Here is a 26,729-nt window from a genome sequence, read left to right on the forward strand (position 1 = left end):
GCCGGTCCGCTCAATCGGCCTTGATCGACGCATCGGCGATAACCTTCTTCCAGCGCGCCAGGTCGTTGGCGATCAGCGTGCGGAACTCTTCCGGTGTATCGGTGCTGATGCGCAGCCCCTGGGCCGCCAGCGAAGCGCGCACGTCGTCGCGCTTGAGCACGTCGATGAAGTCGCGGTTGATGCGGTTCACCACATCGGCCGGCGTGCCCGCCGGCGCGATGACCCCGTACCAGGCATCGACGCTGTCCATGACGGTGATGCCCTGCTCGCGGAAGGTCGGCACGTCGGGCACCAGCGGGCTGCGCTCGGCGCCGGTGACCGCCAGCAGGTGCACTTTGCCGGCCTGCGCAGTGGGCCGCATCGAATGCACGGTGGCGAACATCATCTGCACCTGTCCGCCGCCGATGCCGGTCAAGGCGCCCGAGATGCCCTTGTAGGGCACGTGCATGATGTCCACGCCGAAGTGCGACTTGAACAGCTCCATCGCGAGGTGCTGCGGCGTGCCGCTGCCGGGAGTGCCGTAGTTGATCTTGCCGTCGTTCTTCTTGATGTATTCGAGCATGGACTTCATGTCGCGCGCGGGCACGTCCGCATTGACCGCGAAGGTATAGCCCGCCTCGGCCAGCTTGCCCACCGGGGTGAAGTCCTTGACCGCGTCGAACGGCAGGCTTTTGTACAGGAACGGCGTCATCGTGAACGAGTTGATGGCCATCAGCAGGGTATGGCCGTCCGGCGCGGCGCCGGCGACGTGCTGCGCGCCGATGTTGCCGCTGGCGCCCGGACGGTTGTCCACGATCACCGGCTGGCCCCAGCGCTCGGACAGCTTGGGCGCGAGCACGCGGGCGATGATGTCGCTGCCGCTGCTGGGCGTGAACGGCACGACCAGCATGACCGGTTTGGTCGGGAACGCCGGCTGCGCGGCGCCCGTTCCCGGCGCGGCTGCGGCCAGGATGGCGGCGGATGTCAGCGAAAGGCGAAAGAAGGCAATGTTCATGGTGGCGTTCCTCGGTGGGAAAAACTACGGCTTGGGCAGCGGTTTCGGGGGATGGAAGAAAGCGGTCACTGGCCGCTTTCGTCGCGCAGCATCTCGTCCAGGAGACGCTGGCAGCGGACGGGGCCGGCATCGATGGCCGGCAGCAGGACGGGCGCCACGCCCGGATGGCGGCGCACGTTTTCCTGCTGGGCCTTGAGCATGGGGTCGTCCTGCTCTTTGAATGCATAGCGGCGCAACTCGGCAATGCGGGCCTTGAGCGCGTCTTCGCCTTCGTCGGCCTCGGCCCCCAGGGGCCCCTGCCTCGCGGCAGCGGTGAAGTAAAGCGTCGAATCCTCCGATACCGGCGTCAGGATGTGACAGCCCAGCTGGCCGGAAAACCGCGTGCGGTCGCTGTCCGGCGCATAGGTCCCGACGTCGTTGAGCACCGCCGAGGGCGCGCTCCAGCGTATGGTCTGCCACATGTTGACCGGCGCTCCGTCGCGCTTGAACAGCAGATCGCGCAGCAGCGGCGGCGGCACGTTCTGCATGTCCCGCCGGACGTAGACATAGGGCCCTTCCTGCCGGACCTCGATGTCGGCCCACGCGGTTTCCGCATTGCCCAGCAGGCCGTCGTGCAGATAGGCGGCATGGCTCAGGTCCAGCAGATTGTCGATGATGGCCCGGTAGTTGGCGTCCATTTCTATGGTGTCGCGGCGCCCCACGTCGTAGCCGGAATCCGCGTCCAGATAGCCGAAATCCGGGATGAGTCCCTCGTCCGGTTCGCCGTTCCCCATCCAGATCCAGGCCAGGGTGTGCTTCTCCACCATCGGATAGGTGCGCACCTGACAGCCGCGCGGAACGCGCCCGTTGCCATGCGGGTTCTTCACGCACTGCCCGGAACTGTCGAACTCGAGCCCGTGATAGCCGCACTGGATGGTCCCGCCCGGCAGCAGCTTGCCCAGGCGCAGCGGCGCCAGACGGTGCGGACACATGTCGTCCATCGCCACGGGCCGGCCGGCATCGTCGCGGTAGAGCACCAGAGGCGTGTCCAGCAAGGTGCGCGCGGCCAGCTCGCCCGTTTTCAGTTCATCGGCCCAGATGGCCGCATACCAACAGTTTTTCAGAAATGCCATGACCGTCTCCATCGATCCGGGAACTGCGCGGCGCAGCCGCCTGTGGCGCAAGCGCGCAGCGGCCCGGCTTGCCGGTCGGGAACCAGAGGAGCGAAAGACAGAGATGAGCGTAGGCAGGACGCGCCGCGATCGGCGCGCTGGCCTGCGCGCGGCCCGCGATGCGGTCCGTGCGGCGCCCCCTATGCTGGGGAGCGGTTCGATGCGTCTCCTCGGTGCTTCCGATCTCGTTCCATGCCGGAATGACGGAATCTTACGTAGCGAGACTGCCTCTCGTAAGATGTTGATTGGCACCGATCGATAACAGGATTGAATCACCCCGGTCGCCGGCGGAGCGGCCGGGAACGTCGCGGCAAACTCCCCGGCCCGGCTGGCCGCTCAACGGAAATCGGCGGCGTGATCCTGTGCCCAGCGCGCGAAGCTGCGCGCCGGACGGCCGGTAACATCCTCGACCGCGGAGGTCACGAGCGGCGGTACGTGCACCGACTTGGCCGCGTAGTCCAGCAGCTTTTCGGCCACCGGGCGCGGCGTATGCGCCGCCATTTCTTCCAGCGCGCATTCGCGCGTCAGTTCGACGAAACGCACCGGGCGGCCGATGGCCTGGCCGATCGCCTCGGCCTGCCCGGCCTGGGTGATGATGGCCGGACCGGTCAGCAGGTAGGCGGCCTGCTCGTGACCACTGCCGAGCAGGGCCGCGACGGCCACCGCCGCCACGTCTTCCTCGTGGATGGGATTGCGCTGCGCCTGCGGATAAGCGCCGCGGACTTCGCTCTGGGCGCGGATGCCCGCGGCCCAGGCCAGCGCATTGGCGGCAAAACTGTCGGGGCGCAGGAAGGTCCACGCCAGGCCCGCCGCCTGCACCGCCTTCTCCGCCGCATCGTGGCGCGCGGCGATCGGATTGACGCGCGGATCGGCCTTCTGGGTAGCCGCCGACGACAACAGCACGGCCCGCCGCACGCCCGCGGCACGCGCCGCGCTGGCGACGCTGCCGCAGCCGCTCGCCGGCGTGAACAGGAACATCCGCTCCACGCCGTCGAAGGCCTGCGCCAGGCCGGCCGGTTCCGCGAGATCGCCGGCGCAGGCCTGCACGCCGGGCGGAAAAGCCGCGGACGACGGATCGCGCACCAGCGCGCGTACCCGCTCGCCCGCCTCCACCAGTTGGCGCACCACGCAGCGGCCGATGTTGCCGCTGGCTCCCGTCACCAGGATCATGGCGTCCTCAGCGGCACAGGACCGTGCGCAGCGCCGGCTCGATGCCGGCGTTGTCGGCGCCGCGCCAGGCCACCACGCCGTCCGGACGCACCAGCACGGTCTGCTGCTCGCCGGCGTGCAGCGGCGCGGTGGACTTGACCTGATAGGCCTTCATCGCAACGCCCAGTTCGTCGGCCGCGGCCCGGGCCGCCTCGGCGCCGCCCGGCACCGCCGTGAACGCCATGAACCAGGGGCCCAGCAAGTGGCGCGGCGACACCTTGGCGCCATCCTCGCCTTCCAGTTCGACGTAGGGCACGCGCGCGCCCGGCCGCCCCGAGGCCTGCGCGGGATGCTCGAAGCGCCGGTCCTCGTTGCCCAGTTCGGCCGCCAGCGCGCCGTTGGGCGGGCAGATGTAGCCGAACAGCAGCGTGGCGTGGTCCAGCGGCGCGCCGATGCGCTCGGCCAGCGTATCGATGCGGCGGCGTTCGGCCAGGTTGGCGACCTGCCAGTTGCAGACCTCTTCGGCATAGGGCTGGCGCTCGATCTCGTAGCTGTCCAGCAGCGCCGGACCGGCCTTGCCCTGGATGACCGCGGCCAGTTTCCAGCCCAGGTAGTAGCCGTCCTGCACGGCGGTATTCCCGCCCTGCCCGCCCGTGGGCGGCATGACGTGCGCGGCATCGCCGGTCAGCAGCACGCGGCCGGCGCGGAAGCGGTCGGCGATGCGGTGGCCGTAGTCGTAGCTCACCGTGCCGATGATCTCGAAGTCCAGGTCGGGCAGGCCGGTCATGATCTTGATGATCTCGCGCATGCCGCCCTCGTCGCGCTGCGGATCGGCGGACATGTTGGCGACCCACTCGTTCTTGTAGTCGGTGCTGACCAGCACGCCGGCGCCATCGGGCAGCGCGGGATTCTGCAGGTAATGGATGACCATGGCGTTGTCGCCGGCCCACTGGCTCAGGTCGGCCTTGAAGCGCACGGCGGTGACCGACTTGATCGCGCCCAGGCCATGGGTGCCTATGCCCAGCCAGCCGGCGATGCTGCCGCGGATGCCGTCGGCGGCGATCACGTATTTCGCGCGCACCGCATAGGTCTGCTCGGTGTCCAGATCGCACAGCGCCAGGTCCACGCCGTCGTCGTCCTGGGCCAGCGAATCGCAGCGGGTCTTGAAGCGCACTTGCGCGCCCAGCTCCTGCGCGCGGCGCAGCAGCGCCTCTTCGGCGCGCGCCTGGCTGGCCATGCCCGGACGCTCGGGCGAGAACATCGAGAAGTCGGGCCGGTGCGCGACGTGGTCGTACAGCACCTTGCCGGTCAGGCTCTCCGACACCACCGAGGTGATGGCCGGCTTGCCCGGGGGCATGGCCTTGTGGATGGCTTCGGCCAGGCCGGCAGTGCGCAGCGCTTCCATGGTGACCGGATTGGCGCCGCGCGCCTTGGGCAGGATGGACGTGCCTTCGCGGCGTTCGATGACCAGCGCCTTCACGCCGTTCATGCCGAGGAAGACGGCGCTGGAAAGACCGGCCAGGCCGGCACCGACGATCACGACGTCGATCTGTTCAGTACTCATGATGTTGCTCCGAGGGGAAGCCCACCCCTACCCGCTCACGCGGGCCCCCTCGAGGGGGCTCTGCTTGCGGACCGGCGAAGCCGGATCCGCGGCGCCCAGGGTCGGGGACGGGGATTTGTTTATGAAAGCTTGGGTGTGAAAAAAACGAAATGGTCAGAGGCGGACGGTTAGAGCGAGGCGCCTTTCTCCCAGAACACGACGCGGCTGCGCAGCTTGACGACGATGCGGTCGCTGACGAAGCCGATCGCGCCCAGGGTGGCGACGACGGCGAATGCCGAGGCGGTGTCGAAATACGAAGCGGAGCGCGCGATCAGGTAGCCCAGTCCTTGCGAGTCGCCGATGAATTCGGTCACGGTCATGACGATCAGCATGATGGGCACCGCCACGCGAAGGCCGGTGAACACGAAGGGCAGCGCGCTCGGCATGATCACGTCCTTGAGCAGCCGCCAGCGTCCGGCGCCGGTATTGCGCGCCAGCCACTCCATCTTCGGCGCGACGGCGCGGGCGCCGGCATAGCAGTGCACGAAGATCGGGAAGAAGCACTCCAGCGCCACCTGCGCGATGCGCGAACCGGCTCCCAGCCCGAGCAGCAGGATGATGACCGGATAGAGCGCCAGCTTGGGCACCGGATAACCGAAGGTCACGAAAGGCCCGAGCGCCGCATCCACCACCCAGCTGCGCGCGGCGATGAAGCCCAGCAGGCCCGCCACCAGGAACGAGATCGCCAGGCCGGCGAAGCCGCGCGTCAGCGTGGAGGCCGCGTGCTCCAGCAATTCGCCGTCTTCCAGCATCTGCATGAAGCTCGCTCCGATCACCTCCAGGCCGGGCGTCAGCCGCGTGCCGTTGAGGGTGGCGTAGAGCTGCCAGGCACCCAGCACCGCGGCCAGGCCGAGCGCCTTGAGCACCGGGCCGGACAGCAGGAGCGCCGACAGCACACGACCGTGCGCTGCCCGATCCTGGGCACCGCGGATCCGGCTTTGCCGGTCCGTAGGTAGAGTCCCCTGGGGCGCGCGCGTCAGCGCGTAGGAAGGGGCTTTCATCCTAGCCATGGCTCGCTCCTCCCGAGTGACGGCCGACGCCGAGGCCGCGCGCGACCAGTTGCAGCACCGCATTGGCCACGACGCCGCACAGCGCCACCGCCACGATGCCGGCGTACATCGCGCCGTACTCGCCGTCCCGGTAGGCCTGCATCAGCCCCGCGCCCAGACCGTTGGAATGCCCCACCACTTCGGTGGCGACCATCAGCACGAAGGAAATCATCAGGCTGATGCGCACGCCCACCAGCGCGCGCGGCATCGCCGCCGGCACCACCACCTGGAAGAAGCTGCGCAGCTTGGACGCGCCGACGTTGCGCGCCACCCAGAGCAGGCGCGCATTGATGCCGAGCGCGCCGTTCATGGCGTTCAGGTAGGACGGGTAGAAGGCGCTGATGGCGATCACCAGGATGCGCGACTTGTCGGTGAAGCCGAGCAGCACGGCGATGGCGGGGAACAGCGCGATCTTGGGGATGGGATGGGTGAAGGACTGCGTCAGGTCGAACAGGTCCCGGAACACCCGGGACACGCCGGCGAGCAATCCCAGCATCACGCCGATCGCGCTGCCGATGAAAAAACCGCTGAGGGCGCGATAGAGGCTGGGTCCGGTCTGCGCGGCCAGGTCGCCGCTGCGGGCCAGCGCCACGAAGGCCGCGGCGATCTCGACCGGCCCGTAGATGTACTCGGGCAGGACGCCGGCCATTGCCAGGCCTTCCCAGGCCGCCAGGACGAACACGGTGAACGCCGTCGAGATCAGCCAGGTCTGCTCGCGCGCGGCCCCCAGGAAAGACTGCTTGCGCATCAACTGCGCGGCCATGCTGCCGGAGGTGCTCATTGCCCGGCTCCCGCCATCGCCGGCGCGCTCTTGGCCGATTCGCGGCGCAGCACTTCCCACAGATGCGAACGATAGGCCAGGATGCGCGGATCGGCCTTGGTTTCCGACGAACGCGGGCGTTCCAGTTCGATGACGCAATCCTCGACCACGCGGCCGGGCGAGGCGCCCATCACCACGACCCGGTCGCCCAGGAAAATGGCTTCGTTGATGTCGTGCGTGATGAACACCACGGTCAGGCCCGAGGTCTGCCACAGCCGCGTCAATTCTTCCTGCATGACTTCGCGCGTCTGCGCATCGAGCGCGCCGAAAGGCTCGTCCATCAGCAGCACGCTGGGCTCCATCGCCAGTGTCCGGGCCAGCGCGGCGCGCTGGCGCATGCCGCCCGACAATTCGCCGGGGTAGGCATTGCCGAAACGCTCCAGCCCCACCATCGCCAGCAATTCGTCGGCGCGGGCATGGGCCTGGCGCCACGGCGTGCCGGCCACTTCCAGCGGCCAGGCCACGTTGGCCCGCGCCGTGCGCCACGGAAACAGCATGGCCTCCTGGAACACCATGCCGCGGTCGCGTCCCGGGCCGGCGATGGGCTTGCCCTCGATCTCCACCGAACCCGTGGTGGGAAACTCGAAGCCTCCCAGCATGTGCAGCAAGGTCGTCTTGCCGCAGCCGCTGGGGCCCAGGATGGTCAGGAACTCCCCTTTGCTGACGGTCAGGTCGACCGCCGCCAGGGCGTTGACGATGTGTTTGCCGCGACGAAACGTCTTCGTCACGTGTTTGACTTGTAGCAAGAGAACTCCTTGGGCCCGCGCAGCGGGTAGGCGGTGGGCTACTTCACCAGCGAATAGCCCGGCATCACGAGCTTGGCGGCGGGCTGGACCATGGCCGGCGGCATGAAGCGGGCCGCGGCCATGTCTTTCATGGTCGCGTCGAGCTCGGCCAGCGGGATCACGCCCCCTTCGCTGCGGCCGCCGTCCGCGCCCGCCTTGGCCGAGAACGGCGTCACGTACTTGGCGGCGATCAGCTTGGGATAAGCCGCCTCGCGGTTGGCGCTCCAGTTCGACAGGGCCTGCTGGTAGTCCTTGCGCCAGGCGCAGTAGGCCTGCGGATTCGCCTGTATGAACTTGGGCGAGAAGAAGATCAGCAGGCTGGGCTGGTTCTGCCCGCCGGTGGCCTCGAAAGGCGTCATGATGGTCTGGACGCCGCCCGTGGACGTGGCCTTGAACAGGAACTGGCGCGCCAGCCAGGCAACGTCGATCTGGCCGTTGCGCAAGGCCTGCTCCTGGGCCGGCGGCGGCAGTGAGACGAAAGAGACGTCGTTGGGCTTCATGCCGGCGCGCCGCAGCGCGCTCTTGACCCAGTATTCGCTGATCGTGTTGGGGCCGTAGTAGCCGACCTTCTTGCCCTTGAAATCCTTGATGTCGCGGATGTTGCTGCTGTCCAGCGCGGCGAAGGCTCCTTCGTTGTCTTCTTTGTTGACCTGGATCAGCGCGGCGACGGCGCGCGCGTCGATGCCCACGTGCACCGCCGTCACCAGCGCGGGAAAGCTGATGGTGCCGGCATCGATCTGCCCGGCCTGGAAGGCGGTCATGCGGTCGGTGGAGGTGAACTCGGTGACTTCCAGCGAGTAGAACTTGCCGTTGTTGGGATAGGCGGCCTTGTCGGCCCACAGCAGCGCCAGCGGTTCTTCGCCGCCGCCGGTAGTGCCGTAGCGGATGGGAACCGGCTTGGCCGGCGCTGCCGAGAGGTCGACGGCAGCGCATGCGTCGGCATTGGCGCCGGCCGCGGCCGCCTGGCCGGCGCACGCCGCCACGGCAAGGCCGAGCATGCCGCGCACCGCGAAACGGGACAGCGCGCCGGCCCTGCGGACGAACGAACCTGGGGTGAAATCGTGCATCGCGAATGCTCCTGTTATGAGGCGGGACGCAACGCGGGCCTACCTTCCGGCACACCCACCGCACACGTCATCCGTGGAAGCATTCTCCGGCTTTTTACTTGATACAGTCAAATATTAAAGGGCTATCGTTTTCCCGTATCCAGCATGAAAAAAATGTGATTTTTCAGTGCCTTAACGCTATTTCGAGGCACAAACCCTCATAAAGCATGCACCACAACCGGGAAATTTCGCCTTTTAAATATGAACAAGTCATATATTCCAGGGCGATTTCTACTCCACCAATTGCCGGGCCCGCGCGATGAACCCGTCCAACCGGGCATAGACACGCGAAAGCTCCTCTTCCGCAAGCCCGCCGACGACGTGCCGGTTGCGGGCCGCGGCCGCCTCGGCCAACCGGTGGCGCATGGCTTCGCCTTCGGGCGTCAACGTGAGCACCGCCTCCCGGCTGTCCTGCTCGCTGCGCTCGCGCACCACGAAGCCGCGCTTGGTCAAGGCCGATACCGCCCGGCTCATCTGGCCCGCATCCAGCATCGCGTGATAGGCCAGCTCGCCGATGGAGACCGGCTGGAACGCCCCCAGCAAGGTCACCGTCAACCACTCCACCTGGGACAGCCCGTACTCCGAGCGCGCGAATTGCACGGCGCTGCGGGTCAGCACCCGGCTCAGGGCATTGATGCGCGGCGCCAGGAGGCCGAAACGCTGGAAGGAGAAACCCCGGACCGGCGCCTCCGCCGGCCGTTCGGCCAAGGCGTCCCGGCCCGCGCCCGGCGACGGGCACACCCGCAGGAATTCACGGACCTCGTCGGGGGACGGCTGGCGGCCGGCCAGGGCAGGCCGCAACCGTTCGTAGAACTGCAGGCGCGCCTGGTGGTCGCGCCGCGCGCCGCCATGGGCCGCCACCAGGCTGCGCCGGGAGAAACGCTCGAACCTGCGCATTTCGCGCACCAGGAATTCGGCGATACGGACCAACTCGGGTTCGTGCACGGCGTCGAAACCCGGCATGCGCGGCTCGGGGGCCTCCCGGCCGCGCCGCGCGCCCGCGCCGGGCAGGCCCAGCACATAGGCGCGCTGCACGTCGGAGAACCCGTCGTAGGCGGCCTCGAACACCTCCCACATCTCCAGCACCGCCATTACGAAACGCGCATCCTCGGGCGAAGCGTTGGACGACGCCTGGCTGTAGAGCGCTCCCATTTCGAGGTCGGCGGCCCAGTGGTTGCCGGTGGCGAACCCCCGGCATACCGCGTCCACCCGCGCGGACGACGCCCCCAGATGGCGGAACAGGTCGCCCATGAAGGCCATCAGCGTTTTCTCGCCGTCGCTGAACCGAGGGCCGCCCGCGGCCGCCGCGCCGCCCAGCCCACGCTCGATCAGCATGCGTATGGCCTGGGCGCGGGACGCCCCCGCCATATGGGCATCGCGCCAGGCATCGATGGCGGCTGCGGAAGCCTCGTCGAGCCGCATCTCAAACCGTTCTGTTTTGGCCATGCCGGATCCTGTCGGGTTATGTACGAGATAATACCGTACAAATTCCGTAATCACCTAGCCAAACGAACAACGCAGTCTCCACTTCCCCGCCGCTTCCCTTCCTCATGGCGCGTCGATGCGCACCTTGCCGGAACGCACCAGCTCGCTCACCGCGCGCACTTCGGCGAGCAGGCTTTTCCCGAGTTGCTCGGGCGTCCCGCCCACGGGAATAAAGCCCTGCTCCACCAGCTTTCCGCGCACGTCCGCATCGGTCAGCGCCTGGTTGACGGCGCGATTGAGCAGCCCCACCGCCGCGGCCGGCGTGCCGGCCGCGACATAGGTGCCGAAGGCGATCTCGGCCTCGAAGCCCGGCATGCCCGCCTCCGCCGCGGTCGGCACGTCGGGCAGCCGCTCCAGCCGCTCGGCGCTGGTGACCGCCAGCGCGCGCAGGCGGCCGGACTTCACGTATTGCTCGGCCGCCGCCACGGTTGCGAACACCAGTTGGATCTGCCCGCCCATCAGGTCCGTCATCATCGGGCCCGTGCCGCGGTACGGCACGTGCAGCAGTTCGATGCCCGCCTCGGAGCGAAAGCGTTCCGTCGCCAGGTGCTGCGGCGTCGCATTGCCCGGCGAGCCGAAGCTCAGCGAGCCGGGCTTGCGCTTGGCCAGCTCCACGAGTTCGCGCAGGTTGGCGGCCGGCACGCCGGGGTTGACAGCGACAAGATAGGGCGAGCGTGCAATCATGCAAACCGGCGCAAGCTCGCTGCCGAGCTGGGAGAGCGGCCGGCTGTAATAGCGGACCGACGGCACCAGCCCGGAGAACAGCATGGTGTTGCCCTGCCGGTCGGCGTTGGCCACATACTCGGCGCCGACGATGCCGCTGGCCCCCGGCTTGTTCTCGACCACGACCGGCCGCCCCAGCACCTTTTCGAGCCGGGCGCCGATTGCGCGTCCCAGCACGTCGGTTCCTCCGCCCGGAGGAAAAGGCACGATCACGTGCAGCGGCACATTGGATGCGCCCTGCGCGCGCGCCGCGCCCAGCCAAGCCGATGAAGCCAGGGCGGTCAGCGCCGCCAGCATTTGCCTGCGTTCCATCATTCGTCTCCTTGCTTTTGATCATTCCGCGGGCGGCCCGAAGCGCCGCCCGCGCTCAAGCCCGCAGCGGCTGCGCCGCTTCGTCCGCGCCGGCAAAACGCGCCAGCATGCCGGCCACTGCACGCGCGGCCTCGACCGGCAGCATGTGCTTCTGCCCGGGTTCGATATGCAGCGCGGCGTGCGCAACCGCCTGCGACAGCTCCCTGGCCATGCGGGCCGTGGATCCGCTGTCCTGCTCTCCGGTCATCACCAGCGTCGGACACCGGATGGCGGACGCCGCCTGCGGCAGCGCCTCGTCCGCCGTCGCGAACACGCGATAGGCGGCGAGAAAATCCTCGCGGCGATTGGACAGCAGTCTGTGCCTGACCACCGCCACCGCGGCAGGATGGGCGGCCGCGAACTCGGGCGAGAACCAGCGCGCCAGCGAAACCTCGGCGTTGGCCGCGGCATGGCCCGATTCGGCCTGGCGCAGCCGCGCGCGCACCGCCTGGCGTTCCTCCTCGCTGCGCCGGAAGACGGTGCTCATGAGCACCAGCCGGTCCACGCGCTCCGGATGCAGGGCGGCAAACCGTCCCGCGACCAGCCCGCCCATCGAATACCCGACGATGCATGGCCGGCTCAGCCCCTCGGCGTCGAGCACCTTGCCCAGTTGCTCCACATAGCAATCCAGGTCGGGCTCGTGCGCCTCCAGCGGCGTGCCGCCGTGGCCCAGCATGTCGTAGCGCACGAGTTCGCAGCGGCCGCCGATTTCCCGCTCGAGCGCGTCCCACATGCGCAGGTCCAGGCCCACGCCGTGGATCAGCACTACTTGCGGGCCCGTCCCGCTGCGCTCGATCCGCGTGCGCCCGCTCACTTTGCGCCCGCTCCGGGAGCGGCCAGCCCCATTTCACGCATGTCCTGGTAGCGGTCGCCGATACGCGCATGCGGCCGTCCGCCCACGCTGGCGCCCAGCGCGACGACGATCTCGTCCGGCCCCGGCGCATCGGCAATCGTGGTCTGCACGGTCAGGTAATGCGAGCGCATGCCTTCGTCGTTCTTATGCATCATCGGCACGACGATCGGGCAGCCCATCGGCCCGCGCGTATTCGTGAAGCTCAGGTAGCTGGTGCCGGATACCGCGTCGCGGTACGCGTTACCGAAGCGCAGCGTGTGGATCAGCGCGGACGCATGCTCGACTTCTCCGCTCGCTCCCGCCACCGCCGCCTTGCCATAGGCCTCGACGCGTTCCCCCGAGCCGACATGGCCCAGCACCCGCGCCACCAGCAGCTCGCCCAGCGGCGGCGCCAACTCCATGATCTCGGACCGCAAGTCCTCCTGGAATGGCCGGCCCGCCCAGGGATTCTTCACCACCGCGGCGCACAGCACCATCAGCAGCGGCCGCGGCACGGCGCGCCCGCCTTCGATGCGCGTTTCTTCGATGTACGAAACGACTTTACGGACTTCCAGCGTCATACGTCCTCCTTGGATGGACCTATGCTCACGCCGTCCGAAATTTTTGCCAAGCTAAATTAGTGGAAATAAAATTCGGTAATTCCGAATTAAAAAGGCCGAGGCCGGCATGGAAGCGTTCAAGATCCAGCACCTGCGGCAATTCGTCGCCACCGCCGATCACGGCAGTTTCCAGGCAGCGGCCCATGCCACCTTCCGCTCGCAAGCCGCCGTCTCGGCCGCCATGGACGACCTGGAGCGCCAGGTAGGCGGCGCCCTGTTCGAACCTGGCAAACGCGCGCGCCCCACGCCGCTCGGCATGAGCCTGCTGCCGCTGTTCCGCGAACTGCTGGCCGTGCACGACCGCATCCGCACGGAAGCCCACGAACTCGCGCATGCCCGCCGCGGCGCGGTCGCGCTGGCCGTCATGCCTTCGCTGGCCGATGAGTGGCTGCCCGACATCCTCGCCCGCTACACGCGGGATTTTCCCAAGGTGCGCCTGCGCGCCGTGGATATCCCGTCGCAGGCGGTGCGCCAGCTGGTGCTGAGCGGCGAAGTGGACATAGGCATCGCCGGCCTGCTGGCCGACGAACCGCGCCTGGACTTCCTGCCTATCGCCCGCGACGAATTCGGCATCATCTGCCCCGCCGGCCATCCCCTCGCCCGCGCGCGCACCCCGGTCGAATGGAGCGCCTTGGCCGGCGAACGCCTGATCGGCAACGCCACCTTCGAGGCCTTGCGCCACCCCGGCATCCCCGCCTGGGTCAGCGACCCGGACATGACCATCACCAACCGGACCTCGCTCATCGCCAGCGTCCGTTCGGGCCTGGGCATCACCATCCTCCCCGTCCTGGCCCGCCCCGCGCGCCGGCACAAACTGGCCTTCGTGCGCCTGCGCTCCTCCGTCATCGCCCGCACCGTCGGCCTGGTCACCCGCCCCGGCCAAAGCCTCTCCCCCGCCGCCCGGCACATGTTCGACCTGCTGGTCGAGCTGATGCGGGAACTCGCTACGGACAAGAGCGGCGAACTCATCGTCTAGCCACGGTCTGACCGTCACAAAAACAAAAAGCCCCCACGCCAAAACGTGAGGGCCTTCATGCCACCGCACCCAGATTCACACCCAGGGCACAGCGGATCCGGCTCCGCCGGTCCGCCAGTGCCGCCCCCTGGGGGGCGCGCGTAAGCGCGTACGGGGGGGCTTAATTTTTGCTTTGATCCACCAGCTTGTTCTTGCGGATCCACGGCATCATGTCGCGCAGCTTGCCGCCGACTTGTTCGATGTCGTGCTCGGCCGTCAGGCGGCGGCGCGACTTGAGGGTCGGGGCGCCGGCCATGTTCTCCAGCAGGAAGCTCTTGGCGTATTCGCCGGTCTGGATGTCCTTCAGGACGGCGCGCATGGCGTTCTTGGTGTCTTCGGTCACGATGCGCGGGCCGGTGACGTATTCGCCGTATTCCGCGTTGTTCGAGATCGAGTAGTTCATGTTGGCGATGCCGCCTTCGTAGATCAGGTCGACGATCAGCTTGAGCTCGTGCAGGCACTCGAAGTAGGCCATCTCGGGCGCGTAGCCGGCTTCCACCAGCGTTTCGAAGCCGGCCTTGATCAGTTCGACGGTGCCGCCGCACAGCACGGCTTGTTCGCCGAACAGGTCGGTCTCGGTCTCTTCGCGGAAGTTGGTCTCGATGATGCCGGCACGGCCGCCGCCGTTGGCCATGGCGTACGACAGGGCGATGTCGCGGGCGGAGCCGGACTTGTCCTGGTGCACGGCCACCAGGTGGGGCACGCCGCCGCCCTGGGTGTAGGTGCCGCGCACGGTGTGGCCGGGGGCCTTGGGCGCGACCATGATGACGTCGATGTCTTCACGGGGCACGACGGCGCCGTAGTGGACGTTGAAGCCGTGGGCGAAGGCCAGCACCGCGCCCTTCTTCATGTTCGGGCCGACGTTCTCGGCATAGACCTTGGCGATGTTCTCGTCGGGCAGCAGGATCATGACCACGTCGGCGTCCTTCACCGCCTCGTTCACTTCCTTGACCGTCAGGCCGGCATTGGCCGCCTTGTCCCACGACGCGCCGCCCTTGCGCAGGCCGACCACGACCTTCACGCCGGAATCGTTCAGGTTCTGGGCATGGGCATGGCCTTGCGAACCATAGCCGATGATCGCGACGGTCTTGCCCTTGATCAGCGACAGATCGCAGTCTTTATCGTAGAAAACTTTCATAGGGTTTCTCCAAAATCCATTCAATATCGATATTCGAATTCAATACTCAAACACTACCGTCCACCCCACTCGGCCCCAAGAACCTCTGGGGCCCAGGGCACAGCGGATCCGGCTCCGCCGGTCCGCCAGTGCCGCCCCCTGGGGGGCGCGCGTCAGCGCGTAGGGGGGGGCTATATTTTCAGTACGCGTTCACCCCGACCCACGCCGCTGCTGCCGGTGCGGACCGTTTCCAGGATGCTGGCGCGGTCCAGCGCTTCGATGAACGCGTCCAGCTTGCTCTTGTCGCCGGTCAGTTCGACCGTATAGGACTTGTCGGTCACGTCGACGATATGGCCGCGGAAAATATCGACCATCCGCTTCATTTCCTCGCGCTCCTTGCCGACCGCGCGAACCTTGATCAGCATCAGTTCGCGCTCGATGTGGGGAGCCTCGGTGAGATCGACCACCTTGACCACCTCGACCAGCCGGTTGAGGTGCTTGGTGATCTGCTCGATGACGTCGTCCGAGCCCGAGGTGACGACGGTCATGCGCGACAGCGTGGCGTCCTCGGTCGGGGCGACGGTCAGCGTCTCGATGTTGTAGCCGCGGGCCGAGAACAGCCCCACCACGCGGGACAAGGCGCCTGCTTCGTTCTCCAGAAGCACGGATATGATGTGTCGCATGTGTGCTCCTTAGAGATCTTCCGAACCGAGCAGCATCTCGGTCAGGCCCTTGCCGGCCTTCACCATGGGCCACACGTTCTCGGTGCGGTCCGTGATGATGTCCAGGAACACCAGGCGGTTCTTGTGCGTCGTGAAGGCCTCGCGCAGCGCGCCCTCCACGTCGGCCGGCTTGTCGATGCGCATGCCCACGTGGCCGTAGGCCTCGGCCAGCTTGACGAAGTCGGGCAGCGAATCCATATAGGACTCGGCATAGCGCGAACCGTAGTCGATCTGCTGCCACTGGCGCACCATGCCCAGGTAGCGGTTGTTCAGGCACAGGATCTTGGGGCTGAGCCGGTACTGGTGGCAGGTCGACAGTTCCTGGATGTTCATCTGGATCGACCCTTCGCCGGTGATGACGGCGATGTCGGCGTCCGGATGGATCATCTGCACGCCCATGGCGTACGGCAGGCCCACGCCCATCGTGCCCAGGCCTCCGGAATTGACCCAGCGGCGCGGCTTGTTGAAGCGGTAGTACTGCGCGGCCCACATCTGGTGCTGGCCCACGTCGGAAGTCACGAAGGCCTCGCCGCGGGTGACCTCGCACAGCTTTTCGATCACGAACTGCGGCTTGATGACTTCGTCCGAACCCTTGTACTTCAGGCACTCGCGCTCGCGCCAGGCGCCGATCTGCTTCCACCACGCGGCGGTCTGCTCGGGCGCGCGGCGGGTTTCCTTGAGCGCGGCCTCGACGTGCACGATCAGATCCTGCAGCACGTCCTTGACGTCGCCCACGATGGGCACGTCCACCTTGACGCGCTTGGAGATCGACGAGGGATCGATGTCGATGTGGACGATCTTGCGGGCGTTCTGCGCGAAGTGCTTGGGATTGCCGATCACGCGGTCGTCGAAGCGCGCGCCGATGGCCACCAGCACGTCGCAGTGCTGCATGGCCATGTTGGCTTCGTAGGTGCCGTGCATGCCGGGCATGCCCACGAAGCGGCGGTCGTCGGCCGGGAGCGCGCCCAGGCCCATCAGCGTGTTGGTGCAGGGCACGTCCAGCAGCTGCACGAGCCGGGTCAGCTCGGGCGCGGCATCGGACAGCACCACGCCGCCGCCGGTGTAGATCATCGGGCGCTCGGCCTGCAGCAGCAGCTGCACCGCCTTCTTGATCTGGCCCTGGTGGCCCTTCACGACCGGCGAGTACGAGCGCATCTTGATCTCGCCCGCGGGCGGCGTGTACTTGCAGCGGGCGATCGTGATGTCTTTGGGAATATCGACCAGCACCGGGCCGGGACGGCCGGTGCGGGCGATGTAGAAGGCTTTGCGGATGACGTCCGCGAGGTCCTTGACGTCCTTGACCAGGAAGTTGTGCTTGACGCACGGCCGCGTAATGCCGACCGTATCGGCTTCCTGGAAGGCATCCTGGCCGATGGCCGACGTGGGCACCTGCCCGGTCAGCACCACCATCGGGATGGAGTCCATGTAGGCGGTGGCGATGCCCGTCACCGCGTTGGTCACGCCCGGGCCGCTGGTCACCAGCGCCACGCCGACGCGATCGGATACGCGCGAATACGCGTCCGCCGCGTGCACGGCAGCTTGCTCGTGACGCACCAGGATGTGCTTGAATCGGTCTTGCTTGAAGATCTCGTCGTAGATGTAGAGCACCGAGCCGCCGGGATAACCGAACACATGTTCGACTCCCTCATCGGCAAGGGCGCGCACGACGATTTCGGCGCCTGTGAGTTCCATTGGATTTTCGTCCATTCAAGTTCGCGCTGACGCCCCGGGCGGTACTGCCACTGGCAGGGAAACCAAACCTGCGCGGATACCGGCAACATGCGGCGACGCATCACGGTTCACGGAACCGCTCCGCTCGCCCACCCTGCCGATTTCGCGCACGTTCACCGGAACGAGCACTGAAGGTTGAAACGGAAGGCCAAGACCGGACGCTTTTGGCGCGGGCTCGGGCTGTTTACTGCAAGAAATGGCGCCGAAGGGTGACGGCGTCAGACTACGCTCTGCCGTCGGCTTTGGTATGACTTTCGGCTAGCCCGCGAGGTTAGCAGACATGTTGCAGTGCGGTCAACAAACCGGCCTGGCCTGGTGTTTTCCCGCACTGCGTGCCGGCGCGCCCTTGCGCGCGGGACAGCCGGGTTATCGTAGCCCCCCATGAACGCGAGCCCTCCTTCCCCTCCTCCCGCCACGCCCGGCCGCTGGCGCCGCTTCGCCTGCATGCTGTACGAGGCCATCCTGCTGTTCGGCGTGGTCTTCGTGGCCGACTACCTGTTCGACACGCTGACCCAGAGCAAGCACGCGCTGATGCTGCGCCACGAGCGCCAGGCCTGGCTGTTCTTCGTGATCGGCGCCTATTTCGTGCTGTGCTGGCGCCTGGGCGGCCAGACCCTGCCCATGAAGACCTGGAACATCCGGCTCACCGACGGCAACGGCGGCCGCCCGCCGGTCTGGAAGGCCATCGTGCGCTACGTGCTGGCCTGGCCGTTCACGCTGACCGGCTTCGGCTTCCTGTGGAGCTTCTTCGACCGCGACCGCCAGTTCCCCCAAGACAGGCTGCTGGGCACGCGCCTGGTATCCACGCGCTGACGCCCCTCGGCCCGCCGAACCCGGCGGGATACGGGCCGCGCGCCCGAGCCCCCTTCCATGCGTCCCTTTTCCGACGCCCGCCGCCGGTCGCACGCTGTTTGTTGCGTATTTCCCGAATACGGCAACACGTTCAGCTTTTTGTCAGCGATCACATTTATTCTTCACACCCGAAGGTAATGCGAATCGTTCTCTATTAGGTTCGCATCTCGATTCCTGACGATGGGCCCGCCCCATCCGCTTTGGATTTATTCATACAGACCGGGCAGCACACCTGCCCTCGGGGGATTTACGGTGAATCAAGCGAACCCATTCCGGTTCAATACGCTGGCGGCCGCCATTGGCGGCGCGCTGGCCATGATGCCTGCCTTGCAGGCCCAGGCGCAGAGCGCCACGTCGGCCGACGCGCCGCACACCAGCGGGCAGCTCGCGCCCATCACGGTGCGCGGCGACAACGACACGCCGTACAAGGCCGACAGCTCCGCCTCGCAGAAATTCACCGCGCCGCTGGTCGATACGCCCAAGACCGTCACCGTGATTCCCCAGGAAATCATCGAGAACACGGCCTCCACCACGCTGACCGAAGCACTGCGCCTGACGCCGGGCATTTCGTTCGGCGCCGGCGAAGGCGGCAACCCGCTGGGCGACCGGCCGTTCATCCGCGGCTACGACGCACAGTCGAGCACCTACATCGACGGCATGCGCGACATCGGCGCCACCGTCCGCGAAGTGTTCAACCTGGAACAGATCGAAGTCACCAAAGGCCCGGATGGCGCCTACGGCGGCCGGGGCGGCGCCGGCGGCAGCATCAACCTGATCACCAAGGCTCCCAAGGCCGAGCGCTTCACCAACGCCAGCCTGGGCCTGGGCACCGACAACTACAAGCGCGCCACCGTCGACAGCAACTGGCTGCTGGGCGACACCATGGCCTTCCGCCTGAACGCCATGGCGCACGACGCCGACGTGGCCGGCCGCGATTCCGTCGACGTGTCGCGCTGGGGCATCGCGCCGTCGTTCATCTGGGGCCTGAACACGCCCACCCGCGTCACGCTGAGCTATTCGCACGTCCAGACCGACGATACGCCCGACTCCGGCATTCCGTTCATGTACGGCAACAAGTTCCCGGCGGGCACCACCCAGATCCGGCCGGTTACCGTCAACATGGACAACTTCTATGGCCTGGCGAGCGATTTCTACAAGACGCGTTCCGACGTCGCCACCGCGCGCGTCGAACACGACATCAGCAGCAACCTGACGGTGCGCAACACGCTGCGCTACACCTCCGTGGACCAGCGCTACATCTGGACCAACCCCGACGACAGCCAGGGCAATGTGAACGACGGCCGCGTCTGGCGCAGCGCGAAATCGCGCACCGGCGGCGTCCACACCATCGCCAACCAGACCGAGCTGTTCGGCAAGGCGAACCTCGGCGGCTACGAGCACAGCTTCAACACCGGCATCGAGATCTCGCGCGAGAAATCCGACACCGGCTCGTACACCGTGGACCGCACCTTGCCGAGTCCCAACAACAACGGAGCTGCGACTTGCGCCGCCGGCACGGGCGCGGCATCCGGCTACAACTGCACGGACCTCTACAATCCCAACCCCAACGACCCGTGGGCCGGTTCCGTGGTCGAAGGCGACCGCAACAATCACTTCAAGGCGACCTCGTTCTCGGTCTATGGTTTCGACACCATCAAATGGACCGACAAGTGGCTGACCAACGTCGGCCTGCGCGTGGACAACTACAAGACCGGCCTGGTCAGCCCGACCGCCGACGTGGGCCGCAGCGACACGCTGTTCAACTACCAGCTCGGCATGATCTACAAGCCCGCGCAGAACGGCAGCGTCTACCTGTCGTACGGCACGTCCTCCACGCCGGCCAACTCGACGCTGGGCCAAGGCTCCGAGTCGCAGGGCCTTACCCCGGGCCGCGGCGGCGTGGGCGTCAACGCTCAGGACATGGCTCCGGAAAAGAACCGCACGCTCGAGCTGGGGACCAAGTGGAACGTGCTGGAGAACCGTCTGGCGCTGTCCGGCGCGATCTTCCGCATCGACACCACCAACGCGCGCGTGACGCAGCCCGACGGCACCTACGCCATGGCCGGCAATCGCCGGATCAACGGCTTCGAAGTCGGCGCCTCGGGCAACATCACCAAGGCTTGGCAAGTGTTCGGCGGCTACACGTTCCTGGATAGCGAGATCCGCGACCAGGGCAGGGATACCGCCGCCGCGCGCGGCCAGGAATTCCCCAACACGCCCAAGCACACTGCCACGCTGTGGACCACCTACGCCATCAACAGCGATTTCTCGATCGGCGGCGGCATGTTCATCTCCAGCAAGCAATACGGTTCGAACTCTTCATCGACCACGACAGTGCGCCGCTACATCCCGGGCTACACCCGCTTCGACGCAATGGCCGCCTACCGGATCAACCGCAACGTCAGCCTGCAGCTGAACCTGCTGAACCTGACCGACAAGCGCTACTTCACCACGACTTACTCGACGCACTACGCGTCGGTGGGCGCGGGCCGCGTGGCGATCCTGAACCTCAACTTGAAGTATTGACCCCCCCTACGCGCTTACGCGCGCCCCCCAGGGGGCGGCACTGGCGGACCGGAAGGGAAGCCCGCCCCCAAGCGGCCTACGGCCGCTCCCCCTCACGGGGGCGAAGCGGGTGGACCGGCAAAGCCGGATCCACCGCTTCCTGGGTTAGAGCACTTTGAAACCCGGCGTCATCCCTTGGGGTGGGCCGGGTTTTCGTTTTCTTGATGGCTGGTGTCTTCGGGCACAGTAAGATAAGTTGGCCGGGGCGTTCCCGGTTGTCGATTTTTTTCTTCCGCATCGTTCCATGTCATCGATCTCCCCCCAGCAGTTGAACGCGGCTTCGGCCGAGGACTTTGCCGAGATTTTGCGCGGGCCGCGGGACCGCGCGGCGGCCTGGTTGCGGACGGCGGCGGAAGGGGGAGTGGTGGAAGCGCAGGCGGTGTATGCGCAGATGCTGCTCGACGGCGACGGCGTGGCGGCGGATCCGGAACAGGCGGTCTACTGGTTCAAGCGCGCTTCCGACGCCAATCACGCCATGGCCATGAACATGCTGGGCCAGTGCCACCGCCACGGCTGGGGCGTGGCGCAGAACCTGGTGCTGGCTGCCTACTGGTACCGTCTCGCGGCCCAGCGGGGGCTGGACTGGGGCATGTACAACCATGCCACCGCGCTGGCGCTGGGCGAAGGCGTGCAAGCCGACCGGCAGGAAGCGCTCGCGTGGTTCGAGCGCGCCGCCGGGCTGGGGCACGCCAAATCCATCAACATCCTCGGCGGCTTCCACGAGGACGGCTGGGGCGGCTTGCCGGCCGACAAGGAACAGGCCTACGCATACTATCTGCGCGCGGCCGAAGGCGGCGATTTCCGCGGCCAGTTCAACATCGCCCGGCTGTTGATCGAGCGCGGCGAAATCGATGCCGCGCTGCCCTGGCTGGACCGCATTCCGGATACGGCCACGGCGGCCTTTCTCGCCAAGGCCGCGAGTTTCCTGGCTGAAAGCGGCGACGACCGCCTGCGCGCCAAGGCGCACGAATTGCGCCGGCAGGCGCTTGCGCGAGGCGCCTTCGCATGATGGCGTGGGCCATGCGCCGCTTCACGCTGGGCGTGGCGGCGCTGGTCGGGCTGACGGCGTGGGCGTTGACGGCCTGGCTGCCATGGCCCGCCGCGCTCTTGGCGGCGCTCGCGCTCGCGGTGCTGAACCACGCGCTCATCGTCGCCTCGGGCTTCCTGCTCGCCAAGCGCTGCGCCGACCGCGCGGGCACGCCGGCCCCGCGCGGCTGGCTCGCCGCGATTCCCGCCGAAGCCCTGCTCTCGATGCGCAACATGTACCTGGACATGCCCTGGCGCCAGCGCTGGACCACGCGCCAGCCTCCCCGCACACGCGGCGCGGTGCTGCTGGTGCATGGCTACGGCTGCAATCGCGGCGTCTGGCGGGATCTCGATACCTGGCTGGCCGGCCGCGGCTGGGCGGTCGGCGCCGTGGACCTCGAACCGCCGCGCGCCAGCATCGATGCATTCGGCCCCCAGGTCGCCGCGGCGGCCGCGGCGCTGGCGCGGCAGACCGGCCACGCGCAAGTGGCCGTCATCGCCCACAGCATGGGTGGCCTGGCGGCGCGCGCGGCGCTGCGCAGCATGCCTGAGGCACCGATCCGGCACGTCATCACGCTGGGCACGCCGCACGGCGGGACCTGGCACGCGTGCCTGGGGCGGGGTGTCTGCGCAACCGAAATGGCTCCCGACAGCGCCTGGCTGACCACGCTGTGCGGCGCGGAGGGGCCCGCGCTGGCGGCCAGGTTCACCTGCGTGGCCTCGCACCATGACAACATCGTCAGCCCGGCGTCGCGCGCCGTGCTGCCCGGCGCCTCGTCGGTACGGCTGTTCACCCGCGTCGGCCACATGGCGATGCTGCATGCGCCGCCGGTGCGCGCCTTCCTCGCCGAACGGCTCGAACAACTGTACGCGGCCCCCGGCGACGCGGCCTGACCACACTGCCGGCCGACGTCACAAACACGTCATCCCGGCATGTTTCCATTCCTGGCATGGCAACATCCTCCTGGCCAGCGTGACGACATCGCCCCCCACCCAATGGCGCACCATCTGGATCTCGGACCTGCATCTGGGAACCTCGGGCTGCAATGCCGGCCACCTGCTCGACTTCCTCCGGCACAACGAGTCCGAGACGCTCTACCTGGTCGGCGACATCATCGACGGCTGGCAGCTGCGCAAGACGTGGAACTGGCCGCAAGCCCACAACGACGTGGTGCAGAAGGTGCTGCGCAAGGCGCGCAAGGGCACGCGCGTGGTGTTCATTCCCGGCAACCATGACGAATTCGCGCGCCAGTTCATCGGCTATGCCTTCGGCGACATCGAAGTGCGCAACGACGCCGTCCACGTCACGGCCGACGGCAGGCGGCTCTGGGTGACCCACGGCGACCAGTTCGACGGCGTGATCCAGCACAGCAAATGGCTGGCGCACCTGGGCGACACCCTCTACACCTTCGCGTTGTGGCTGAACCTGCACCTGAACCGGGTGCGCCGCCGCCTCGGCCTGCATTATTGGTCGCTGTCGCAGTATCTCAAACACAAGGTGAAGAACGCCGTCGCCTTCATCACCGACTTCGAGAACGTGCTGATCAACGAGGCGCGCCGACAGGGCTACGACGGCGTGGTCTGCGGCCACATCCACAAGCCCGAGATCCGCATGGCCGACGGCGTGCTCTACTGCAACGACGGCGACTGGGTAGAAAGCCTGTCGGCGCTGGCGGAAGACCATGCGGGCCAGTTGCACCTGGTGTACTGGACCCAGCTCGCCGGCGGCGGCGATGCCGCGCCGGCCAAGACGGTGCGCCGCAGGCGGCCGGTGGAATTGCCGGCGCTGCCCTCTACGCTGGCGCCGGTGCGCGAGGCCCCGCCCGCGGAAACGGCCAGGGAAACGGCCGACGTTTGAGCGCCGGCGCGCCGCACGCCGGCTATGCGGCGCACCGCGCGATTACCCCGCCTTGGCGCTCCCGCAGGAACGGCTCAGCGGCGGCGGCCCAGCACGATCACGACCGCGCCCGCCGCGATGGCCACGATGCCTGCCCATGTCGGGATGGGCACCGTTTTCTCGGTATCGGCCGTCGCCTCGACCGGGCCGACCTTCAACAGCGTTTCCTCCGAGGTGTACGAAAAGCTCTTGTAGCCGAGCGCCACCACGCCCAGCACGATCAGAACGATGCCGACGATCACGGATGCCTTCATGTATTCCCCCTTCCCCTTGAAAACCGCTCCGCATGCCGCGTCCGACCCGGACGCCACGGAAAATGTAACGGCGATGCAGGCAAGATATCCGATATTCCCGAGCTCGGCCGTAGCGTGTGAAACGGCGTAGCAATCCTTACCGCTTGTCATGAGAATGGCGCGGACTGCAGCGTCCCCAATTTTCAGCATCTGCGGGAAAACTATAACTATAATTGGTAATCGTTTTCATCTTCTCTCACCTGCCCAGCCCATGGCGATCCCTCTTACCGAGCTACCTTTTGGCCATGAAGCCGATGTCCAGACCGTCGAAAACGTCACGCCCGACGATCCCATCGCCCTGCGGCTGCGCGATCTCGGCTTCGTCGCCGGCGAGCGCATCCGTCTCGTGGCCCGGGGCCCGGTCGGCGCCGACCCGCTGCTGATCCAGATAGGCTTCACGCGTTTCGCCCTGCGCCGCTCCGAAGCCGCGCGCGTCCTGGTTGAACCGGCAGCCGCTTCCTGACTCGAATCCCCATGTCCACCACATCCCTGTCGAATCTGCGCGTTGCCCTGGTCGGCAACCCCAACTGCGGCAAGACCGCGCTGTTCAACCTGCTGACCGGCAGCCGCCAGAAGGTCGCCAACTACGCCGGCGTAACCGTGGAACGCAAGGAAGGCCGCATGGCGCTGCCTTCCGGCCTGCAAGTCAGCGTGCTCGACCTGCCCGGCGCCTACAGCCTGCACGCGGCCAGCCCCGACGAGGCCATCACGCGCGACGTCTGTCTGGGCCGATTGCCGGGCGAGCCGCGCCCCGACCTGGTGATCGCGGTGGTGGACGCCACCAACCTGCGCCTGCATCTGCACCTCGTCCTGGAGCTGCAGCGCCTGGGATTGCCGATGGTGCTGGCGCTGAACATGGTGGATGCGGCCAAACGCCGCGGCATCCACGTCGATCGCGCGAAGCTGCAGGAATCGCTGGGCATGCCCGTGGTCGAGACCGTCGCCGTCCGGCGCGACGGCGCCGCGCAGTTGCTGTCGCGCCTGGACGGCGGCGTGCCGGCCGCGCCGTCCGCCCTGCCCGGCGATGCGGACCTGCACCAGGAGGTCAACCGCCTGCTGCGCGCGGCGGTCACCATGCCCCGCCGCACCGCCGCCATCGACGATGCGCTCGACCGCTGGCTGCTGCACCCGGTGCTGGGCCTGTTGATCCTGGCCACGGTCATGTTCCTGATGTTCCAGGCAGTGTTCTCGTGGGCCGAGCCGGTGATGGAGGGAATCGAGACCTCCGTCGCCGCCGTCGGCGAATGGGTCGGCGCGGTCCTGCCGGAGGGGCTGCTCAACAGCCTGCTGGTGGACGGCATCATCGCCGGCGCCGGCAGCGTGCTGGTGTTCCTGCCGCAGATCCTGATCCTGTTCTTCTTCATCCTGCTGCTGGAAGAATCCGGCTACCTGCCGCGCGCGGCGTTCCTGCTGGACAGGATGATGGTCGGCGCCGGGCTGACCGGACGCTCGTTCATCCCGCTGCTGTCCAGCTTCGCCTGCGCCATCCCCGGCATCATGGCCACCCGCACCATCCAGGACCCGCGCGACCGCCTGACCACCATCCTGGTGGCGCCGCTGATGACCTGCTCGGCCCGCCTGCCCGTCTATACGCTGCTGATCGGCGCCTTCATTCCCGAACAGACCGTGCTGGGCATCTTCAATCTGCAGGGCGTGACGCTGTTCGTGCTGTACGTGGCCGGCATCGTCAGCGCGCTGGCGGTGGCCTGGGTCATGAAGCTGCTGCGGCGCGACAAGACCGAACATTCGCTGCTGCTCGAACTGCCCTCGTACCGCATCCCGCATCTGCGCGACGTCGCCACGGGGCTGGTGGAGCGTGGCCGCATCTTCCTGACGCGCGTGGGCGGCATCATCCTGGCGCTGACGGTGCTGATCTGGTTCCTGTCTACCTTCCCGGCCCCGCCCGAAGGGGCCACGGGCCCGGCCATCGAATACAGCTTTGCCGGTCGCATCGGCGAATCCCTGCAAACGATATTCGCGCCCATAGGATTCAACTGGCAGATCTCGATCGCGCTGATTCCCGGCCTGGCCGCGCGTGAAGTCGCCGTCAGCGCGCTCGCCACGGTCTATGCCTTGTCGGCGGCCGACGACGATGCCGCCGCGACCATGCTGACCCCGCTGATCGCGGCGCAATGGCCGCTGGCCACCGCGTTCTCGCTGCTGGCATGGTTCATCTTCGCGCCGCAGTGCCTGTCCACGCTCGCCGTCATCCGGCGCGAAACCAGTTCGTGGAAAGTGGTGGCAATAGCGGCCGGCTACCTGTTCGCGCTGGCCTACATCGCGTCGTTCATCACGTACCACGTGACGTCGATGCTAGGATGACCCCACCCCCTACCCGCTTACGCGGGCCCCCTCAAGGGGGCGACGCTGGCGGACCGGCAAAGCCGGATCCGCGGCGTCCTGGGCTGAACCCAGCAAGATAGAGGAATCATCTTATGACTGCTTATTCCCTGCTCGAAATCGCCATCGTGGCGCTTATCGTTGCGGCATGCGCGGTCAAGGCTTTCGGCCGGTTTTTCCCCAAGACCCGCATGCGGCTGCAGGGCAGCCTCGCCCAAGGCCTGGACCGCCCGGGCCGGGCCGCATGGCTGCGCGGACTGGGCCGCAAGCTCGGCTCTGCCGCGCCCGACGCCGGCTGCGGCAGCGGCTGCTCGACCTGCGGCAGCTGCGGCCCGGCCGACGACGCCAAGCCGGTACGGCTGCATCCTCCCAGGCGCTGACGCCCTGCCGCGGCGCGGCGGGTCCCGCCCGCTGCGCGACAGTCTCCTGCCGCGCCCGCTGCTCTTTTTCCTCCCCCTCTCTTCCCTCGCTTTTCCCTCCATCCGGCGCGCATCGCGCCGTCA

General features: G+C 67.4%; 25 protein-coding genes. 9 read left to right on the forward strand and 16 right to left on the reverse strand.

Annotation, left to right across the window (positions count from 1 at the left end; all coding sequences use genetic code 11):
- Positions 1-10: 10 nt before the first annotated feature.
- From PIGHUM_RS09420 to PIGHUM_RS09475, 12 genes are all read right to left on the reverse strand, one after another.
- The gene (locus PIGHUM_RS09420) at positions 11-994 is read right to left on the reverse strand and encodes a tripartite tricarboxylate transporter substrate binding protein (protein ID WP_124079323.1); all 984 of its coding nucleotides are present in this window, start codon (positions 992-994) and stop codon (positions 11-13) included.
- A gap of 65 nt (positions 995-1,059) precedes the next feature.
- Positions 1,060-2,106, reverse strand: coding sequence for an aromatic ring-hydroxylating oxygenase subunit alpha (locus PIGHUM_RS09425; protein ID WP_160142223.1), 1,047 nt, complete (start codon positions 2,104-2,106; stop codon positions 1,060-1,062).
- A gap of 375 nt (positions 2,107-2,481) precedes the next feature.
- Entirely contained in the window at positions 2,482-3,315 is an 834-nt protein-coding gene (locus PIGHUM_RS09430; protein ID WP_124079325.1) for an NAD(P)H-binding protein, read from the reverse strand.
- A gap of 7 nt (positions 3,316-3,322) precedes the next feature.
- Complete coding sequence (locus PIGHUM_RS09435) at positions 3,323-4,858, reverse strand: FAD-dependent monooxygenase (protein WP_124079326.1); 1,536 nt, start codon at positions 4,856-4,858, stop codon at positions 3,323-3,325.
- A 167-nt stretch (positions 4,859-5,025) separates the two neighbouring features.
- A complete protein-coding gene (locus tag PIGHUM_RS09440) occupies positions 5,026-5,907 on the reverse strand; it encodes an ABC transporter permease (RefSeq protein ID WP_160142224.1) in 882 nt (293 codons plus the stop codon).
- Positions 5,900-6,727, reverse strand: coding sequence for an ABC transporter permease (locus PIGHUM_RS09445; RefSeq protein ID WP_124079328.1), 828 nt, complete (start codon positions 6,725-6,727; stop codon positions 5,900-5,902). The genes PIGHUM_RS09440 and PIGHUM_RS09445 overlap by 8 nt, the downstream gene beginning before the upstream one ends.
- On the reverse strand, positions 6,724-7,512 hold the full coding sequence (locus PIGHUM_RS09450) for an ABC transporter ATP-binding protein (protein WP_124079329.1): 789 nt from the start codon (positions 7,510-7,512) through the stop codon (positions 6,724-6,726). Before PIGHUM_RS09450 ends, PIGHUM_RS09445 begins: the two co-directional genes overlap by 4 nt.
- Positions 7,513-7,550: 38 nt before the next feature.
- Positions 7,551-8,618, reverse strand: coding sequence for an ABC transporter substrate-binding protein (locus PIGHUM_RS09455; protein WP_124079330.1), 1,068 nt, complete (start codon positions 8,616-8,618; stop codon positions 7,551-7,553).
- Between the two features lie 270 nt (positions 8,619-8,888).
- Positions 8,889-10,103, reverse strand: coding sequence for a MarR family winged helix-turn-helix transcriptional regulator (locus PIGHUM_RS09460; RefSeq protein WP_124079331.1), 1,215 nt, complete (start codon positions 10,101-10,103; stop codon positions 8,889-8,891).
- Positions 10,104-10,205: 102 nt separating this feature from the next.
- The gene (locus PIGHUM_RS09465) at positions 10,206-11,177 is read right to left on the reverse strand and encodes a tripartite tricarboxylate transporter substrate binding protein (RefSeq protein WP_124079332.1); all 972 of its coding nucleotides are present in this window, start codon (positions 11,175-11,177) and stop codon (positions 10,206-10,208) included.
- 55 nt (positions 11,178-11,232) lie between these two features.
- Positions 11,233-12,030 (reverse strand): alpha/beta fold hydrolase, encoded by a 798-nt coding sequence (locus PIGHUM_RS09470; protein WP_124079333.1) that lies wholly within the window; start codon positions 12,028-12,030, stop codon positions 11,233-11,235.
- Positions 12,027-12,629 (reverse strand): amino acid synthesis family protein, encoded by a 603-nt coding sequence (locus tag PIGHUM_RS09475; protein WP_124079334.1) that lies wholly within the window; start codon positions 12,627-12,629, stop codon positions 12,027-12,029. The genes PIGHUM_RS09470 and PIGHUM_RS09475 overlap by 4 nt, the downstream gene beginning before the upstream one ends.
- A gap of 106 nt (positions 12,630-12,735) precedes the next feature.
- Between PIGHUM_RS09475 and PIGHUM_RS09480 the strand changes: the two genes are divergently transcribed.
- Positions 12,736-13,644: a LysR family transcriptional regulator gene (locus tag PIGHUM_RS09480; protein ID WP_124079335.1), complete on the forward strand. Its 909-nt coding sequence runs from the start codon at positions 12,736-12,738 to the stop codon at positions 13,642-13,644.
- 160 nt (positions 13,645-13,804) lie between these two features.
- Here PIGHUM_RS09480 and ilvC read toward each other — a convergent pair whose 3' ends face one another.
- The 3 genes from ilvC to PIGHUM_RS09495 all read right to left on the reverse strand — a co-directional run bounded on the left by ilvC (position 13,805) and on the right by PIGHUM_RS09495 (position 17,214).
- Positions 13,805-14,821 (reverse strand): ketol-acid reductoisomerase, encoded by a 1,017-nt coding sequence (gene ilvC / locus PIGHUM_RS09485; RefSeq protein ID WP_124079336.1) that lies wholly within the window; start codon positions 14,819-14,821, stop codon positions 13,805-13,807.
- Positions 14,822-14,991: 170 nt separating this feature from the next.
- On the reverse strand, positions 14,992-15,483 hold the full coding sequence (gene ilvN, locus PIGHUM_RS09490; RefSeq protein WP_124079337.1) for an acetolactate synthase small subunit: 492 nt from the start codon (positions 15,481-15,483) through the stop codon (positions 14,992-14,994).
- Positions 15,484-15,492: 9 nt separating this feature from the next.
- Complete coding sequence (locus tag PIGHUM_RS09495) at positions 15,493-17,214, reverse strand: acetolactate synthase 3 catalytic subunit (protein ID WP_124079338.1); 1,722 nt, start codon at positions 17,212-17,214, stop codon at positions 15,493-15,495.
- A 420-nt stretch (positions 17,215-17,634) separates the two neighbouring features.
- On the opposite strand from PIGHUM_RS09495, the gene PIGHUM_RS09500 reads away from it, so the two are divergent.
- From PIGHUM_RS09500 to PIGHUM_RS09520, 5 genes are all read left to right on the forward strand, one after another.
- Positions 17,635-18,066: an RDD family protein gene (locus tag PIGHUM_RS09500; protein WP_124079339.1), complete on the forward strand. Its 432-nt coding sequence runs from the start codon at positions 17,635-17,637 to the stop codon at positions 18,064-18,066.
- A 354-nt stretch (positions 18,067-18,420) separates the two neighbouring features.
- Positions 18,421-20,631 carry a TonB-dependent receptor gene (locus tag PIGHUM_RS09505; RefSeq protein ID WP_187697772.1) on the forward strand — a complete coding sequence of 737 codons (2,211 nt, stop codon included), beginning with the start codon at positions 18,421-18,423 and terminating at the stop codon, positions 20,629-20,631.
- Positions 20,632-20,914: 283 nt separating this feature from the next.
- Positions 20,915-21,679: a tetratricopeptide repeat protein gene (locus PIGHUM_RS09510; RefSeq protein WP_124079341.1), complete on the forward strand. Its 765-nt coding sequence runs from the start codon at positions 20,915-20,917 to the stop codon at positions 21,677-21,679.
- Complete coding sequence (locus tag PIGHUM_RS09515) at positions 21,676-22,590, forward strand: esterase/lipase family protein (protein WP_124079342.1); 915 nt, start codon at positions 21,676-21,678, stop codon at positions 22,588-22,590. The genes PIGHUM_RS09510 and PIGHUM_RS09515 overlap by 4 nt, the downstream gene beginning before the upstream one ends.
- 64 nt (positions 22,591-22,654) lie before the next feature.
- Positions 22,655-23,554 (forward strand): UDP-2,3-diacylglucosamine diphosphatase, encoded by a 900-nt coding sequence (locus PIGHUM_RS09520; RefSeq protein ID WP_425466706.1) that lies wholly within the window; start codon positions 22,655-22,657, stop codon positions 23,552-23,554.
- Positions 23,555-23,628: 74 nt separating this feature from the next.
- Here PIGHUM_RS09520 and PIGHUM_RS09525 read toward each other — a convergent pair whose 3' ends face one another.
- On the reverse strand, positions 23,629-23,847 hold the full coding sequence (locus PIGHUM_RS09525) for a hypothetical protein (protein WP_124079344.1): 219 nt from the start codon (positions 23,845-23,847) through the stop codon (positions 23,629-23,631).
- A 250-nt stretch (positions 23,848-24,097) separates the two neighbouring features.
- Here PIGHUM_RS09525 and PIGHUM_RS09530 point away from each other — a divergent pair, with 250 nt between their 5' ends.
- The 3 genes from PIGHUM_RS09530 to PIGHUM_RS09540 all read left to right on the forward strand — a co-directional run bounded on the left by PIGHUM_RS09530 (position 24,098) and on the right by PIGHUM_RS09540 (position 26,606).
- The gene (locus PIGHUM_RS09530) at positions 24,098-24,349 is read left to right on the forward strand and encodes a FeoA family protein (protein ID WP_187697770.1); all 252 of its coding nucleotides are present in this window, start codon (positions 24,098-24,100) and stop codon (positions 24,347-24,349) included.
- A gap of 11 nt (positions 24,350-24,360) precedes the next feature.
- Positions 24,361-26,208 carry a ferrous iron transporter B gene (feoB, locus tag PIGHUM_RS09535; protein ID WP_124079345.1) on the forward strand — a complete coding sequence of 616 codons (1,848 nt, stop codon included), beginning with the start codon at positions 24,361-24,363 and terminating at the stop codon, positions 26,206-26,208.
- Positions 26,209-26,321: 113 nt separating this feature from the next.
- Positions 26,322-26,606, forward strand: a complete 285-nt coding sequence (locus PIGHUM_RS09540) for a DUF6587 family protein (RefSeq protein ID WP_124079346.1) — start codon at positions 26,322-26,324, stop codon at positions 26,604-26,606.
- Positions 26,607-26,729 lie beyond the last annotated feature (123 nt).

It is taken from the genome of Pigmentiphaga humi (assembly GCF_900606115.1).
GTDB classification, from domain to species: domain Bacteria; phylum Pseudomonadota; class Gammaproteobacteria; order Burkholderiales; family Burkholderiaceae_B; genus Pigmentiphaga; species Pigmentiphaga humi.

What these genes read in the sequence shown, in the direction of transcription:
- PIGHUM_RS09445 (WP_124079328.1), bottom strand. Translation starts at nt 6,727, where the DNA reads ATGAGCACCTCCGGCAGCATGGCCGCGCAGTTGATGCGCAAGCAGTCT.
- PIGHUM_RS09500 (WP_124079339.1), top strand. Translation starts at nt 17,635, where the DNA reads ATGAACGCGAGCCCTCCTTCCCCTCCTCCCGCCACGCCCGGCCGCTGG.
- PIGHUM_RS09495 (WP_124079338.1), bottom strand. Translation starts at nt 17,214, where the DNA reads ATGGAACTCACAGGCGCCGAAATCGTCGTGCGCGCCCTTGCCGATGAG.
- PIGHUM_RS09525 (WP_124079344.1), bottom strand. Translation starts at nt 23,847, where the DNA reads ATGAAGGCATCCGTGATCGTCGGCATCGTTCTGATCGTGCTGGGCGTG.
- PIGHUM_RS09460 (WP_124079331.1), bottom strand. Translation starts at nt 10,103, where the DNA reads ATGGCCAAAACAGAACGGTTTGAGATGCGGCTCGACGAGGCTTCCGCA.
- ilvN (WP_124079337.1), bottom strand. Translation starts at nt 15,483, where the DNA reads ATGCGACACATCATATCCGTGCTTCTGGAGAACGAAGCAGGCGCCTTG.
- PIGHUM_RS09530 (WP_187697770.1), top strand. Translation starts at nt 24,098, where the DNA reads ATGGCGATCCCTCTTACCGAGCTACCTTTTGGCCATGAAGCCGATGTC.
- PIGHUM_RS09440 (WP_160142224.1), bottom strand. Translation starts at nt 5,907, where the DNA reads ATGGCTAGGATGAAAGCCCCTTCCTACGCGCTGACGCGCGCGCCCCAG.
- PIGHUM_RS09475 (WP_124079334.1), bottom strand. Translation starts at nt 12,629, where the DNA reads ATGACGCTGGAAGTCCGTAAAGTCGTTTCGTACATCGAAGAAACGCGC.
- PIGHUM_RS09455 (WP_124079330.1), bottom strand. Translation starts at nt 8,618, where the DNA reads ATGCACGATTTCACCCCAGGTTCGTTCGTCCGCAGGGCCGGCGCGCTG.
- PIGHUM_RS09425 (WP_160142223.1), bottom strand. Translation starts at nt 2,106, where the DNA reads ATGGCATTTCTGAAAAACTGTTGGTATGCGGCCATCTGGGCCGATGAA.
- PIGHUM_RS09510 (WP_124079341.1), top strand. Translation starts at nt 20,915, where the DNA reads ATGTCATCGATCTCCCCCCAGCAGTTGAACGCGGCTTCGGCCGAGGAC.
- ilvC (WP_124079336.1), bottom strand. Translation starts at nt 14,821, where the DNA reads ATGAAAGTTTTCTACGATAAAGACTGCGATCTGTCGCTGATCAAGGGC.
- PIGHUM_RS09435 (WP_124079326.1), bottom strand. Translation starts at nt 4,858, where the DNA reads ATGAGTACTGAACAGATCGACGTCGTGATCGTCGGTGCCGGCCTGGCC.
- PIGHUM_RS09505 (WP_187697772.1), top strand. Translation starts at nt 18,421, where the DNA reads ATGATGCCTGCCTTGCAGGCCCAGGCGCAGAGCGCCACGTCGGCCGAC.
- PIGHUM_RS09465 (WP_124079332.1), bottom strand. Translation starts at nt 11,177, where the DNA reads ATGGAACGCAGGCAAATGCTGGCGGCGCTGACCGCCCTGGCTTCATCG.
- PIGHUM_RS09480 (WP_124079335.1), top strand. Translation starts at nt 12,736, where the DNA reads ATGGAAGCGTTCAAGATCCAGCACCTGCGGCAATTCGTCGCCACCGCC.
- PIGHUM_RS09430 (WP_124079325.1), bottom strand. Translation starts at nt 3,315, where the DNA reads ATGATCCTGGTGACGGGAGCCAGCGGCAACATCGGCCGCTGCGTGGTG.
- PIGHUM_RS09420 (WP_124079323.1), bottom strand. Translation starts at nt 994, where the DNA reads ATGAACATTGCCTTCTTTCGCCTTTCGCTGACATCCGCCGCCATCCTG.
- PIGHUM_RS09515 (WP_124079342.1), top strand. Translation starts at nt 21,676, where the DNA reads ATGATGGCGTGGGCCATGCGCCGCTTCACGCTGGGCGTGGCGGCGCTG.
- feoB (WP_124079345.1), top strand. Translation starts at nt 24,361, where the DNA reads ATGTCCACCACATCCCTGTCGAATCTGCGCGTTGCCCTGGTCGGCAAC.
- PIGHUM_RS09540 (WP_124079346.1), top strand. Translation starts at nt 26,322, where the DNA reads ATGACTGCTTATTCCCTGCTCGAAATCGCCATCGTGGCGCTTATCGTT.